Source organism: Leeuwenhoekiella aestuarii (genome assembly GCF_004104055.1).
Classification (GTDB): domain Bacteria; phylum Bacteroidota; class Bacteroidia; order Flavobacteriales; family Flavobacteriaceae; genus Leeuwenhoekiella; species Leeuwenhoekiella aestuarii.
The window spans coordinates 356,897-369,553 of sequence record NZ_QOVJ01000001.1 but is presented as its reverse complement, the minus strand read 5'-3'; the positions used below and the strand labels follow the sequence as shown (position 1 = coordinate 369,553).

Below are 12,657 nucleotides of genomic sequence, written 5' to 3'. Positions count from 1 at the left end.
TTCAGCGGGGGCGTACACATCTAAATTAAAAATTAGTTTAACTTAACAGTTTGATTTTAGGTGTGTTATGTTAAAAAATCGATTAAGTGTTCTTATTGTGTTCATTCTTAACCCAAATCTGTGGGTTTTTAGTCAGGAGCCTGAAGATTATCAGCTGGTTACGGTGGGATTTTACAATTTGGAAAACCTTTTTGATGCCGAAAATGATCCCATAACCTTTGATGACGATCGTACTCCCGAAGGCAAAGACCGGTGGACGGAAGCTATTTATGAAGATAAACTTTCAAAAATGGCTGAGGTGATTGCACAAATAGGACCTCCCGAAGCTGAAAACGGACCAGCGGTTCTGGGGGTTGCAGAGATTGAAAACCGTAAGGTTCTTGAAGATCTGGTCAGTCAACCGGTATTGCAAAAAACAGACTACGGAATCGTACACTACGATTCTCCCGATCGACGGGGTATAGATGTGGGTTTCTTGTATGATAAAACTGTTTTTCAGCCTATTATCAGTAAAGCTTATGAGCTAAAACTCGTGGATCCAGAACGAGAAAACAAACGCATTTATACCCGAGATCAATTACTGGTGAGTGGTAATCTCGTCGGAGAGCGGGTACATATTATTGTAAATCACTGGCCTTCCCGAAGCGGAGGAGAAGCCCGTACCCAGGCCAGACGTGTTGCAGCGGCTGTTTTAAACCGAAAGATCATTGATTCGATCTTGAGTCAGGAACCCTATGCTAAAATCATAACCATGGGGGATCTTAATGATGATCCTAAAGATAAAAGTGTAAAGAAGGGTTTAAAAGCAAAAGCAAAGCGGAAACACGTGGGACTTAAAGATGTTTATAATCCGATGGAAGCTTTAGCAAAGCAGGGTTTGGGCACGCTTGCGTATCGGGACAGCTGGAATCTTTTTGATCAGATCTTACTGTCTTCGGCCTGGCTGAAAAAAGACTACGACAGCTTTCAATATTATAAAGCGGGTATTTTTAACAAGCAGTTTTTACAGACCCCAGGTGGCGCCTATAAAGATTATCCGTTTAGAAGTTTTGCAAACGGAATGTACACTGGTGGCTACAGCGACCACTTTCCGGTTTATGTGTGTTTGATTCGCAAGGTTAAGAATTAGGATCCTTAGGTTCTTCAGGATTGGTTGCTAATTCGATCGCTTTTTTTTTATCGGCATCAAGCTGTTTTTGTTTCTCGCGCAGGGCTTTGGTTTCTTCAGTATGCGCAAATTCTGCGTGCTTACTCGGTACGATCTTATGCTTTTTAACCAATGCATATTGTACGGTGATTTCAGCCCCAAAAAACAAGATCAGGCAGGTGTAGTTTACCCAGAGCAGCATAAGTACAATAGACGCCGCGCCACCATATACCGAAGCAGGATTACTACTGGAAAAATAATAGCCCAACAGGCTTTCTCCTATTAGAAAAAGAATCGCCGTAATACTTGCTCCTAAAACGGTGGTCTTGTAACCCATTTTGACATCAGGCAAAATCTTAAAGATTGCTGCAAAAAGTGATGCGATGAATATAAACGAAATCAAAAAGCGTAGTGCATCGGCAAAAATGACTGTAATTACGGGGGCGAACTGCGCCAGATAATCGGTGAGTAAGTTGAGTAATATGGTTACTACAAAGGCTACCAAAAGCATAAAACCTAAAACCAAAACCATCCCAAAAGCAATAGCCCGGTTGATGAGCATGCGTTTGAAATTTTGGTTTTTTTCAGTGACATTCCAGATGGTATTCATCGTCTTCTTCATCTGAAAAAAGACTCCGGTTGCACCATAAATCAATGCAGCTATACTGATGATCAGCGTGATCCAGTTATCATCTTGTAAGGTGACATTGCCTATCATTTCTTCAATAGAAACGGCTACTTGCGGACTGATAAAACGGGCGATTTCATCGTGAATACGCCCCTGTACCGCTTTTGTACCTACAAACGCGCTTGCGATTGAGGTGACAATCATGAGGAGTGAAGGTAGCGAGAACAAGGTGTAATAGGCAATGATGGCACTCTTGGCAAAGGGATCGTTACGATCCCAGGCCAGATAGGTATTTTTCATAAAGATGAAAAACTCAAACCCTTTTTTGAGTATGGGGTTTTTGGGTTTATTCATCTTTTAAAAAGGGTTTTATGATATAATCCAGTTCGTCTACCGCTTTGATGCTGAGGTCGATTTGCTCCGTTTCTTCAGCGGTTTTTCGGGTTAATGTGGGAATCACATAACCGGTATAATTCGCAGGAAGTTCTTTCTGAGGAGTGGTTAACTGTTGTTCACAAGCGGCAGCCATTTTTGCATAATCATTAAGCGCTATATTCAACTCCAGATGCCTGCCTTCATCATCCAAACCGTCTATCGTATTGTCTTCAGAAACCGGATCGTAAATGAGCTTTTTGGTACTGATGGAATACACATTGCCTTTCGTATCTATATACGTATAGTCTGGTGCATTGGGTAATGTGGTATCCTGACTGGAGGTAAACCCGGGTGTTGCACCGCAACTTACGAGTAGGAGTGTGAGAAATACGGGCGCTATAAGTTTGGAGAAGCGATGCATAGGTTTGGTTTTAAAAAATGAAATTACGAAAGCCTTAATTTTTTAGATTTCTGTTTAGACATAGTTTAACGTTTAACACAGCAACTTTGGGAAATAATTGTAGTTTTGGTGAAATTGCAAGTTTTATTTATGTCAGATTTTTGGTTTTATTTTAAAATAGGTCTAGAGCATGTTTTAGACTACAAGGCGTACGACCATGTTTTATTTCTAATTGTATTGACGGTGCCTTATGTCTTTAAAGATTGGAGGCGTGTGCTCTTAATGGTTACGTTGTTTACAGTAGGTCATATGACCGCAATGATTCTGGCTGTTTATGGCGTTGTTAGTGTAGATCGGGGGATTATAGAGTTTTTGATCCCGGTTACCATTTTTGTCTCGGCGTTATACAATGTATTTACCGCCGGCAGAGGAGCTCATAAAGATAAACTGGGCGTATTGTTTATTACAGCACTTTTCTTTGGGCTCATACATGGGTTAGGCTTCTCGTCCTTTTTTAAATCGTTGACCGCGCATTTATCAAGTAAAATCTTACCGCTGTTAGAATTCGGATTGGGTATCGAAGCTGCTCAGATCATCATTGTATTGGTTGTTTTGATCTTAGGTTTTATCTGTCAGACGATCTTTAGATTTTCAAGGAGAGACTGGTGTTTGTTTATTTCGGCAGTGGTCATCGGTATGGTAATCCCAATGTTAATGGCTAATTATCCGTGGTAAAGCATTTTTTAGAGGATGTTATGCACCTTAAGTTTTTTATCTTCGCAAGCTTAACAGCTTGTACTTCAAGTACGGTTTTATAAATATATGTCTTTAATTACTTCAGATAAACAACGCACGTACGATATCGCTTATTTACGTATGGCACGCGAATGGGCAAAACTTTCTTACTGTAAAAGAAAACAAGTGGGCGCGCTTATCGTTAAGGATAAGATGATCATCTCTGACGGCTATAACGGTACCCCTACGGGTTTTGAAAATGTATGTGAAGATGAAGAGGGCTATACCAAGTGGTATGTGCTTCATGCGGAAGCCAATGCAATACTCAAAGTAGCTTCTTCTACACAGGCTTGTGTGGGGGCTACCCTTTACATTACCTTGTCTCCTTGCACCGAATGCAGTAAACTGGTGCACCAGGCGGGTATCAAACGGGTGGTTTTTAATAAAGCCTATAAAGATCCCAGCGGAATTGATTTCTTAAAACGCGCGGGAGTACAGGTAGCTTGTATTGAAAATATTGACGAATAATGGCAGGTTACCAAAAAAAATACCTACCCATATTCTTCTGCGTCGCTGTCGCTTTGGGCATCTACATTGGCAGTCAGTTTAATTACAGCAACAATCCCACCAACATTCTAGGGGGGAACTCCAAGAAAGAAAAACTCAACCGGCTCATTGATTACATCGACTATGAGTATGTAGATCCTATAAATACCGATTCTATTGTTGAAGTTACTGTAAATGGAATTCTGGAGAATCTCGATCCGCATTCCGTGTATATTCCCCCGAGCGAATTGCAGCAGGTGAACGAGAGTATGAAAGGAGACTTCGTAGGCATCGGGATCAGCTTTTACAATTTTAAAGACAGTATAGCTGTCATACAAGCCATTCCCGGCGGGCCTAGTGAAAAAGTAGGTATTCGAGGTGGCGATCGTATTGTAGCGGCAGATGGACAACCCTTAACGGGTGCTATTGTTGCTGATGATTCGATTACCAACCAGTTAAAAGGCAAGGCGAACACTAAGGTGGCTCTTAAAGTAAAGCGCCCCGGAGTTAAGGGTTTATTAGATTTTACGGTGACCCGTGCCGTTGTGCCTTTAAAAAGCGTTGATGCTTCGTATATGGCAACCGACACGCTGGGCTATATCAAAATCAATCGATTTGCCGAAAGTACACCTCAGGAGTTTGAAAAAGCCATTCTTTCGCTGAAGCGGAAAGGAGCTAAAGAGTTGATCTTAGATTTGCGCGGTAATCCGGGAGGGTATATTTCGGCGGCAGAACAAATAGCCGATCAGTTTTTAAAGGAAGATAAACTCATTCTGTTTACTAAAAACAAAACGGGAAAAATAGAAAATGCGTATGCTACTGATGCAGGGGAGTTTGAGCAAGGTAAGGTATATGTCCTGATCAATGAGAACTCTGCTTCGGCCAGTGAGATTGTTGCAGGTGCCTTGCAAGATAACGACAGGGGTGTCATTGTAGGAAGACGCTCGTTTGGTAAAGGACTGGTGCAACGCGAGATGGAGTTGGGTGATGGTAGTGCTGTGCGCCTGACTATTGCACGGTACTATACCCCTACAGGCAGAAGCATTCAACGCCCGTATGCAGATGGTAATAAAGCCTACTATGAAGATTACTTATCGCGCTATAAAAACGGGGAGATGCAAAGTGTAGACAGCATCACCGTAGCAGACAGTCTGCGGTATGTAACTCCGGGAGGAAAAGTGGTTTACGGAGGTGGCGGTATCATCCCGGATGTGTTTATCCCGAAGGATACTAATTATGAGAAAGAAGCGATTACCTATGCGTTGCGCGCGGGATATATGTCGCGCTTTATTTTTGAATTGATTGAAAAGCGCCGCCCGTATTACAACAGTCTGTCGTTAGAGGCTTTTAATGAGGAGGTTACTATATCTGATGCCAGTATTCAGGATTTTGTAACGTATATGAACCGTAGAAATCTTAAAATTCGGGTAAAAGATTACAAAAATGATTTAAAGCGGTATCTTAAGGCCGTAATGGCGCAGCAACTTTTTGGTAATACGGTTTTTGAAAAACTTATTAATGAAGAAGATGCAGCTATTCAGAAAATAATAGCCTTAAGTAGAAACGAGTAATGGTTATCATAGCTTCCATATTTGTCTTTTGCATTGCAGCGATTTTTAGATTGCTAGATAACAGTGCAAACATATTGATTTCCAGTGGTATTTCTGTGAGTCCATTTTATCTTTCCGAAGAAGAGATCAAAGAGCAGATGCTTAAGATAGAAAACCGGAAGATGCGCAAAAAGCTCAAGCGGACTTTGGTTTTTCAAAAACTACACAAGATCTTTTTGGTATTGGCGATATTTACTTTTTTAGCCGGTATCGTATATGAGTTTATAAATCCTACTTTGGTCACGCTACTTTAAAGAGAACAACCCTGCGTTTATTGGTTCTTGGGCTTTCTTTTTAATTCTTTGTTTTTAACAGCAATCTTTCTGGAGATCATCAGGATTACAACCAGCAAAATAGCACACAGACACGCGATAACTGAAATAACGCCTACCATACTATTTCCTTCAAACGGAGCACTATAATCAATTTTAGTAAGATTAAAAATAAGCAATGCGCTTGCCAGGCCAAGTATGATATAAAGTGCGATTTTCATGGGGTGTATTTAAAAAAGTCCTTGAATATTTGTTGTAAACAGCTTTACAGCCATCGCCAGCAAAATTACACCAAAGATTTTGCGTATGATATTAATTCCCTGTTTTCCTAGGATTTTTCCGATTCTTCCCGATGCTTTCAAGACGGCATACACAAAAAGAATGTTGATGATGATCGCCACAATGATGTTTTCTACGGCATACTCTGCACGCATCGAAAGTAAGGAGGTCATGGTGCCGGCACCGGCTACGAGTGGGAAGGCAAGGGGGACCACACTGGCAGTCTCCGGAGCATCGTCTTTATAAAGTGAAATACCCAAGATCATCTCTAAAGCAATGAAGAAAATAATAAACGAACCTGCTACTGCAAACGAGTTTACGTCAATACCTATTAAAGTAAGGATCTCTTTACCCACAAATAAAAACAATACCATAAGAACGGCAGCTACAATAGAAGCCTTCTCACTCTGAATGTGTCCTACTTTTTCACGTAAACCAATGATGATGGGGATGCTACCGATGATATCAATAATTGCAAACAAGATCATCGTTGCCGTTACGATTTCTTTAATATCAAATGCCATATCGTTCCTTTTTTTAAAGAGGGCGCAAAATTACATCTATTTATTTGATATATAATAAGTTTAACGGCTAGATTTAACATAGAGATAACCTGAAGGTTTTTCGCTTAAAACCCCCTTAAAATGCGATTGTTATATGATTTAAAATCGGGCAGTATCTTAAGCGCTCATGCGCAGACGCACTTCTGTAGAAAATGTATCTTTGCGCTATGTTTCAAATAGATCAAACCATAGTTTCAGAAGAGGTCATTCAAAAGGATTTTGTGTGTAATCTTTCCGCGTGTAAAGGGGAGTGTTGTGTTGCCGGTGAGGCGGGGGCTCCTTTAGAACCTAACGAAGTAGCTATTCTTAAAGCTATTTATCCTAAAGTCAAACCCTTTTTACGGGAAGAAGGCATTGCGGCTATCGAGGCACAAGGCACGCATATTGAAACCGATTTAGAGGAGTTGGAAACTCCTTTAGTTAACGGGGCTGAGTGTGCATACGTAACCTTTACCAAGGAAGGGGTTGCATCTTGCGGTATTGAAGATGCGTTTAATGCCGGTGAAGTTGACTTTAGAAAGCCTATTTCGTGTCATTTGTATCCTGTGCGTTTGCAGGAGTATTCAAAGTTTACGGCAGTAAATTACCACAAATGGCCTATTTGTGATGATGCCTGCAGCCTGGGTAAAGAACTGCAAGTACCGGTTTATAAGTTTACTAAAGATGCATTGATCCGTAAATTTGGTGAGCAATGGTATGAAGAGTTGGAAGCGGTAGCAGACCACTTTAGAAAAGACTAATGCGTAGTAAACTACCCGATAGCAAGCTTTCTATCTTTGCAGTGATGAGTAAACTGGCAGCCGAGTACGGTGCGCTCAACCTCTCTCAGGGATTTCCTGATTTTGATACCGATCCGGCTTTGATCCAACTGGTAACCGAAGCGATGCAAGCGGGTCACAATCAGTATGCCCCGTTAGCGGGTAATTTACGCCTACGCGAAAAGATTGCAGCATTGGTTCAGGAACTAAGGGGTAAGTATTACGATCCGGAATCTGAAATCACCCTGACCGTGGGTGCTTCTGAAGCCTTGTATGTGGCTATTACCGCATTTGTGCATCGTGATGATGAGGTAATTGTATTGAAACCGGCTTATGATACGTACGAACCTACGATTTTAGTACAGGGGGGTGTTCCGGTTCCGGTGCAGTTAGAAGCGCCGTATACTACGATCAATTGGGATGCGGTAGCAGCGGCTATTACCCCAAAAACCCGAATGTTGATCATCAACAATCCGCACAATCCCAGTGGGATGATCTTTCAGAAAGCCGACTTAGAACGTCTGGAAGCATTAGTGCGGGGTACAGATATCCTGATCTTGAGTGATGAGGTGTACGAACATATTGTTTTTGATAACCAGCAGCATCAAAGCGTCGTAAGCGTTCCGGGATTGGCAGAGCGTTCCCTGATCACCGCTTCCTTTGGCAAAACCTTTCACACCACCGGTTGGAAAATCGGTTATTGCCTGGCACCTAAAGCATTGATGCACGAATTCAGGAACGTACATCAGAACACCGTGTTTTGTGTGCATCATCCTACGCAGGTCGCTTTGGCAACCTATTTAGAAGAATCCCGGCATTATTTGGATCTGGCCGCGTTTTACCAACGAAAGCGGGATGTATTTATCGAGGCGATTGCAGACTCGCGATTTCAATTTACCCCTTCAGCGGGAACTTATTTTCAAGTGTTGGATTACAGTGCAATTACAGAAGAACCTGCACCCGAATTTGCAGAACGCCTGACTAAAGAAAACGGACTCGCAAGTATTCCGGTTTCAGTATTTAACGTGGATGGGAAAGACGATCAATTGCTGCGTTTTTGCTTTGCTAAGGAAGAAAAAACCCTGCTTAAAGCCGCTGCGATTCTCAATTCGATCTAAAAACTAGCCTTTTAAATTTTTCAAGTGTTTGTTAAACTGCTCGCTCAGTTTTTTAAGCGATTCTAATTGTTCGCTGAGAATATGGGTTTCAAAAAGTTGCTCGTTCTTTTCTTTAAATGATAAGTTTCCAAAATACGCTTCGGTATCGGTGACCATTTCAGCATTGCTGGTATTGTGCTCCAGCAGGTGTATGGCCGTATCCATATTCTGATAAATAGGTGCGGTATAGTTGTGAAAAGCATCATCCATACGGGTTACATTGTGCCCCCGAAGATAGGTACCTATCGAGGCTAATCCACCTATAAAAGCGTGATTGAGTACGGCCAGTTCATAAAGTTGCCCGGTGAGTTTTTCTGTTCTTTTAGGCTCTTGTAATAAGCGTTGTACGCCCGCATTTAAAGCAGCAGTTGCTAAAAATGCTTTTTTACGAGCCATTTTATAGTGTAGCGCAATCGCTTCTTTAGTCTCGTAATGCACTTCTATCGCTTTTAAGTAATCGCGATTGGCTGTCAGGCTTTCTGCAAGGTTTTGTTTAAGGGTTTTGGCTTCTTTCGTTGGCCATAAAAAAGCATTGGCCAGTGCAGCAAGAACTACGCCCAGAGCGGTGTCGATCACTCGGTATTGAATTACCAAAAGCACATCGGGCTTTAAAAGGGCATAAGCAAAAATGATACTCAAGGTGATAAAAAGTGCAGCCGTACGGTAGTTTTTTTGCAAAGAGGCCTGAGCCAAAATAAAGCTTAAAATAGCCAGAATTCTAAAGAGCATTTTATCATCCTGAAAAACATAAACAATCCCCGTAGCTACCGCGGCGCCAAGGAGCGTGCCGATGATACGGTGTTTAGAACGTTGTTTGGTGAGGCCATAACCGGGGCGCATAATCACCACAATGGTGAGTAAAATCCAATACGGGTTTTGAACGTCAAAAAAGCTGCCTAACCCAAAACCCAGTATTGCAGTGACGGCTATGCGCAAGGCGTGCCGGAAGATGGGGGAGTCCCGGTTGAGGTTCTGCAGGATCAATTGAAAGCTGTAATCTTGCCTGGTTATATAATGTTCAGCCTCTTTAGAAGCATCAGAATTGATGCTTTTGACGCTCTTGTTGCGGTCCAGAAGGTCTGCAATGCTCAGAATGCGCTGTGCTTGTTTTTCCTGTAATTCATACAGGTTCTTAATCACCAGGTAGTTGCTGTCCCACGCGTTGTTTTCCAGGTAGCGCTCCAGAGCTTGCGCCGTGTTTTTTAAGGCAGTGTCCAGCGGACTTAAATTAACATCGTGTTTTTTAAGATTGGTATGGGCGATGCGTTTTAAACTTTCGCTTTGCGCTTTATTCAGCTGAATAAAGGCTTCCAGTTGTTCGGGATAATTTTTTAAAACGTCATGCATTTTGCGCGGCGGAATGGGACTGGTAAGCGAGAGCTCCGATAGATCTACGAGTTCGCCTAAGATGAGAAAGCGCTTTCGGTAATAGCTGGAGGTTCCGGAAGCATGTCGGTTGATGAGTAAGATCTCCCTTAATTTTTCCAGATGCTCATTAAACTCGCTTTGAATGGTAAATAAGCGATTGAGTCCGGTGTCCCGATCGGTAGCTTGCTTTAAGAATTCGCCGCGTGCTTCAATATAACCGGCGCACAAGGCTACTGCTGTTTCTAAAAGCTCTTCTATTTGTTTTTTAGGGGCGATGAAGTCATGGATAAGGGTGAGTATCAAATACCAGATTCCCCCTATTAAAATGAACACAGAACGTTCTACCGGACTTAAACCGGAGGCTGATAAATTCGCAAAGCTCAAGACCACAGCAAAGAGTCCGGCAAAACCGATGAGCGATGCTCGAAACCCGTAAACCGAAAGCAGCGAAAGGGCAAACATACTGATCCCCAGATAGGGTAATTGTACCCAGTATACTTGAGGAATATAACTGCCTATAAGGCTGATGAGTGCGCCCAGCACAGCCGAAATTACAATACCGATGCGTTTGTTTTTCAGACTTCCGGTTACGGTACTTGGCGAACTAAACATGACCCCGGTACCTATGGCGAGTCCCACGCTGAGTGCGTCTAAAAGATAGCCCGTTAAAATAGGAATCACTAAACCAGCGGTTATCAACAGCGCTTTAGTGAAATCGGTGCTGTTGATAAAACGGAGAATCTTTGCGCTATACTCTTTTAAATTCACTAGTCCCGTGCTTCTGGAGTGTACGCCTTCCCGATGATCGGGTAAACCTGTTTTAAGCGGTATTCAACTTCCTGATCCGTCAAAGCGGGTAGAAGCCTAAAGCTTCAGCAAACTCTGTTTGGTAGTTTTATATACGCTTTACAGCCTTATTTTGAGGCGGTTCTTTAGGTATGCAAGTTAGGACATTATGCTACTCCCTGAGTTTTTTTGCAATAATACCCCGTACGATTTCGGTCGTGATCCCAAAGGCTGCATGGGCGATCAACTCGTTGATCTGTATTCTTACCGGAATTTCCGTAGGATTGTCTTTAAGACCCAATAGGGGTAACGAAGTCTCGTGCGTACCTACCCAGGTGGTTGCGCCATAGGCCAAACCGTCTAGAATATTGGTATCGAGCTTATCGCGTTTCGCATAACCATAAGTAGCACCCAGACTGGCCCCAAACGGAATATTCACCAATTGCTCTGCGAGTTCGTGATTGCTTTCGCTGATGCGTTCTCCCGTTAATTGCATCGAGAGATCATCTACCATTTTAACCTGAGCAGAACGCGTATTGGGTTTGCGTACCGGCAGTACTTTTTCAATAGCAGATTTTACCACGGTTCCGGCAATACCTCCCAAAACCCCGGAAATCAACCCGCGGCTTACATTAGAAGTAAACGTATCTTTTTCTAACCAGGCTTCCAGTGCGTTGCTCATAAATCTTAGTGTATTAAAGTATAAAGTTATGAAGGTTGCGCAACAAGCCGTTGGGGTTTAACACGTTTTTGACACCTGCACCGCTGCGGCTTTTTTAGGGGTATTGTTAGGGGTTTACGCATAGATTGTCCATTGATCCTCCATTAATAACCCATAAACACTGGGCTTTAATGGTAAAACAATGGAGAAACTATGGGTGATCAATGGATAAAGGGCGAAGCAAACCCGAGGGGAAATACCCCCAAATTGTAGGGTTTAGCGGCTTATGGATTGCTAATTACAGAATTGTGTAAAGGGGTTTGGGGATTTTGGGGTAGATTTAGGGGGAGTATTTGATTTAAATTTTTATAACGAATATTATTCGTGTGATTATTTAGAATTCGCTCTCTATTTAACAATAAAATTTAATTATATGCCTTTAGATTTTTCTCAAATACTAGTGGTTGGTGTATCATCAAGAGCTTTATTTAATTTGGAAAAGGAAAATGAAATATTTAAAAATGAAAATATAGCTGCCTTTAGAAAATATCAGCTTGAGCATGAGGATGAATTACTTAGTGAGGGCACGGCATTTCCATTGATTAAAAGTCTACTTAAGTTAAATGATATTGCATCTAAGCAAATTGTAGAGGTGGTAGTGATGTCAAGAAATAGTCCTGAAACGGGGGTGAGAGTTTTAAAGTCAATTAAACATTTTAATCTTTCAATTACTAGATGTGCATTTTCAGGAGGTGAACCTCTATCTCCTTTTATAGATGCATTTGATGTTGATTTATTTCTTTCAAAAGATGAGAAGGATGTTCAGAAATTGAGCGATACATCTAATTGCGCTACGGCTTTAATTTATGATCCTCCTAAAAACTATATGCCAGAGGTTGATAGAGTTAAATTTGCTTTTGATGCAGATGCAGTCGTTTTTTCAGAAGAATCAGAGCAAATTTATAAAGAGAAAGGTATTGATGCATTTCATGAGCATGAATCAAAAAATGAGGACGTTCCCTTAAATGATGGCCCTTTTGCAGAGTTATTGAGAAAATTGTCAAAAATTCAAGAATTTTTACCGACAACAATAGAGCTTACCCCTCTCAGAATAGCTATTGTAACTGCGAGAAATGCTCCAAGTCATATGAGAGTAGTAAAAACTTTAAGACATTGGGGCGTATATGTAGATGAAGCATATTTTATGGGAGGGTTATCAAAAGATAAAGTATTGGAAGCTTTTGGGGCTCATATATTTTTTGATGACCAAGAAACGCATTTAAATGGTTCTAGTAAAGTAGTTCCTTCTGGTAAAGTACTTTATAAGACAGATTCACCACTAAAAATTTACGACCAAAGGGATAATTAATAA

General features: G+C 41.6%; 14 protein-coding genes. 8 read left to right on the top strand and 6 right to left on the bottom strand.

Annotation, left to right across the window (positions count from 1 at the left end; all coding sequences use genetic code 11):
• The first annotated feature begins 67 nt into the window (after nucleotides 1-67).
• Entirely contained in the window at nucleotides 68-1,129 is a 1,062-nt protein-coding gene (locus DSM03_RS01640; RefSeq protein ID WP_201740393.1) for an endonuclease/exonuclease/phosphatase family protein, read from the top strand.
• Here the strand turns inward: DSM03_RS01640 and DSM03_RS01635 are convergent.
• Entirely contained in the window at nucleotides 1,119-2,129 is a 1,011-nt protein-coding gene (locus DSM03_RS01635; protein ID WP_128761631.1) for a YihY/virulence factor BrkB family protein, read from the bottom strand. The genes DSM03_RS01640 and DSM03_RS01635 overlap by 11 nt on opposite strands.
• Complete coding sequence (locus tag DSM03_RS01630; protein WP_128761630.1) at nucleotides 2,122-2,571, bottom strand: hypothetical protein; 450 nt, start codon at nucleotides 2,569-2,571, stop codon at nucleotides 2,122-2,124. The genes DSM03_RS01635 and DSM03_RS01630 overlap by 8 nt, the downstream gene beginning before the upstream one ends.
• A gap of 129 nt (nucleotides 2,572-2,700) precedes the next feature.
• Between DSM03_RS01630 and DSM03_RS01625 the strand changes: the two genes are divergently transcribed.
• From DSM03_RS01625 to DSM03_RS01610, 4 genes are all read left to right on the top strand, one after another.
• Nucleotides 2,701-3,285: a HupE/UreJ family protein gene (locus DSM03_RS01625; protein WP_128761629.1), complete on the top strand. Its 585-nt coding sequence runs from the start codon at nucleotides 2,701-2,703 to the stop codon at nucleotides 3,283-3,285.
• 87 nt (nucleotides 3,286-3,372) lie between these two features.
• The gene (locus DSM03_RS01620; protein WP_128761628.1) at nucleotides 3,373-3,813 is read left to right on the top strand and encodes a deoxycytidylate deaminase; all 441 of its coding nucleotides are present in this window, start codon (nucleotides 3,373-3,375) and stop codon (nucleotides 3,811-3,813) included.
• Entirely contained in the window at nucleotides 3,813-5,402 is a 1,590-nt protein-coding gene (locus tag DSM03_RS01615; protein ID WP_128761627.1) for a S41 family peptidase, read from the top strand. Before DSM03_RS01620 ends, DSM03_RS01615 begins: the two co-directional genes overlap by 1 nt.
• Nucleotides 5,402-5,695, top strand: coding sequence for a hypothetical protein (locus DSM03_RS01610; protein ID WP_128761626.1), 294 nt, complete (start codon nucleotides 5,402-5,404; stop codon nucleotides 5,693-5,695). Before DSM03_RS01615 ends, DSM03_RS01610 begins: the two co-directional genes overlap by 1 nt.
• Nucleotides 5,696-5,712: 17 nt before the next feature.
• On the opposite strand, the gene DSM03_RS01605 is transcribed toward DSM03_RS01610, so the two are convergent.
• Both DSM03_RS01605 and DSM03_RS01600 read right to left on the bottom strand, forming a co-directional pair.
• On the bottom strand, nucleotides 5,713-5,934 hold the full coding sequence (locus tag DSM03_RS01605) for a hypothetical protein (protein WP_128761625.1): 222 nt from the start codon (nucleotides 5,932-5,934) through the stop codon (nucleotides 5,713-5,715).
• 9 nt (nucleotides 5,935-5,943) lie between these two features.
• Nucleotides 5,944-6,516, bottom strand: coding sequence for a MarC family protein (locus tag DSM03_RS01600; protein ID WP_128761624.1), 573 nt, complete (start codon nucleotides 6,514-6,516; stop codon nucleotides 5,944-5,946).
• A 206-nt stretch (nucleotides 6,517-6,722) separates the two neighbouring features.
• Here DSM03_RS01600 and DSM03_RS01595 point away from each other — a divergent pair, with 206 nt between their 5' ends.
• Both DSM03_RS01595 and DSM03_RS01590 read left to right on the top strand, forming a co-directional pair.
• Nucleotides 6,723-7,295 carry a DUF3109 family protein gene (locus DSM03_RS01595; RefSeq protein WP_128761623.1) on the top strand — a complete coding sequence of 191 codons (573 nt, stop codon included), beginning with the start codon at nucleotides 6,723-6,725 and terminating at the stop codon, nucleotides 7,293-7,295.
• Nucleotides 7,295-8,431 carry a methionine aminotransferase gene (locus DSM03_RS01590; protein ID WP_128761622.1) on the top strand — a complete coding sequence of 379 codons (1,137 nt, stop codon included), beginning with the start codon at nucleotides 7,295-7,297 and terminating at the stop codon, nucleotides 8,429-8,431. The genes DSM03_RS01595 and DSM03_RS01590 overlap by 1 nt, the downstream gene beginning before the upstream one ends.
• Before the next feature lie 3 nt (nucleotides 8,432-8,434).
• Here DSM03_RS01590 and DSM03_RS01585 read toward each other — a convergent pair whose 3' ends face one another.
• Nucleotides 8,435-10,606, bottom strand: coding sequence for an FUSC family protein (locus DSM03_RS01585; RefSeq protein WP_128761621.1), 2,172 nt, complete (start codon nucleotides 10,604-10,606; stop codon nucleotides 8,435-8,437).
• A gap of 190 nt (nucleotides 10,607-10,796) precedes the next feature.
• On the bottom strand, nucleotides 10,797-11,306 hold the full coding sequence (locus tag DSM03_RS01580; protein WP_128761620.1) for a DUF1440 domain-containing protein: 510 nt from the start codon (nucleotides 11,304-11,306) through the stop codon (nucleotides 10,797-10,799).
• A 412-nt stretch (nucleotides 11,307-11,718) separates the two neighbouring features.
• On the opposite strand from DSM03_RS01580, the gene DSM03_RS01575 reads away from it, so the two are divergent.
• Complete coding sequence (locus DSM03_RS01575) at nucleotides 11,719-12,654, top strand: 5'-nucleotidase (RefSeq protein WP_128761619.1); 936 nt, start codon at nucleotides 11,719-11,721, stop codon at nucleotides 12,652-12,654.
• Nucleotides 12,655-12,657: the final 3 nt, after the last annotated feature.